We start from the raw sequence: 1194 nt of genomic DNA, 5'->3' as shown, positions 1-1194 counted from the left end.
CCCCATTACCTTCTTCGTGGCCCCGCAATGGGGCGCCCGGCCTCCGGAGTTGGCATGACTTTCTCCCCCTGTCGAACGCATGGCCTGGGGGGTGGTGTCACCAGCTCCGGAGGCATCGACAGACCGCTGATTAGGGGCATGACCACCGGCCTTTCCGCAGGTCGGGAGGCTCTTCGTAATGTGGATGTGGCGATCGGTGCCATGGGACGGCCGGGCTGGAGTACGACCGGAGGACGCGCGTGATCGACGTCAGTGAGATCGGAGCTTTCCTCGGCCTGGACGTCGGGAAGGGCGAACACCACGCCACCGCCGTCACCCCGGCCGGGAAGAAGGTGTTCGACAAGCGGCTGCCCAACAGCGAACCGAAGCTCCGCGAGGTCTTCGGCAAGCTGCAGGCCAAGCACGGAACGGTGCTCGTGGTGGTCGACCAGCCGGCCTCGATCGGGGCCCTGCCGCTGGCGGTGGCCCGGGACATGGGTTGCCCGGTCGCCTATCTGCCTGGACTGACGATGCGGCGGATCGCGGACCTCTACCCAGGTGAAGCCAAGACCGACGCCCGCGACGCGTTCGTCATCGCGGACGCGGCCCGCGTCATGCCGCACACGCTCCGCTCGGTCGACCTCGAAGACGAGACCATCGCCGAGCTGGAGATGATCGTTGGCTTCGATGACGACCTGGCCGGCGAGGCAACGAGGATCAGCAACCGACTTCGGGGCCTGCTCACGCAGATCCACCCGTCGCTGGAGCGGGTCTTGGGCCCGAGAGCGCAGCACCCGGCCGTGCTCAAACTCCTCGACCAATTCGGCTCTCCGGCCCAGATCCGCAAGGCCGGACGCCGCAGGCTGGTGACGCTGATACGTCCGAAGGCCCCGCGGATGGCCGAGCGGCTGGTCGAGGACATCTTCACCGCGCTGGACGAGCAGACCGTCGTCGTCCCGGGCACGGACGCAGCCGCCCTGATCGTTCCCAGTCTTGCCGGCTCGCTCCAGGCAGTGCTTGACCAGCGGAAACTGCTGGCCGCGAGGATCGAGGAGCTGCTGGAGGCACACCCTCTTTCCAAGGTCCTGACGTCCATGCCGGGGATCGGCGTCAGGACCGGAGCCCGGATCCTCATCGACGTCGGCGACGGATCCAGTTTCCCGTCCGCCGCCCACCTCGCCGCCTATGCCGGCCTGGCCCCGGCGACCCGCAGCT

At 68.1% G+C, this 1194-nt stretch carries 1 protein-coding gene; it reads left to right on the top strand.

Annotation, left to right across the window (positions count from 1 at the left end):
- Positions 1-239 precede the first annotated feature (239 nt).
- A partial coding sequence (locus ACIOHP_RS49915) for an IS110 family transposase (protein ID WP_401898530.1) occupies positions 240-1194 on the top strand: 955 nt, incomplete at its 3' end.

Origin of the sequence: Streptomyces sp. NPDC087859, assembly GCF_044742595.1 — a bacterium.
Taxonomy (GTDB): domain Bacteria; phylum Actinomycetota; class Actinomycetes; order Streptomycetales; family Streptomycetaceae; genus Streptomyces; species Streptomyces canus_F.
The sequence above is the reverse complement of the archived record's forward strand: the minus strand, read 5'-3'. Positions and strand labels throughout refer to the sequence as shown.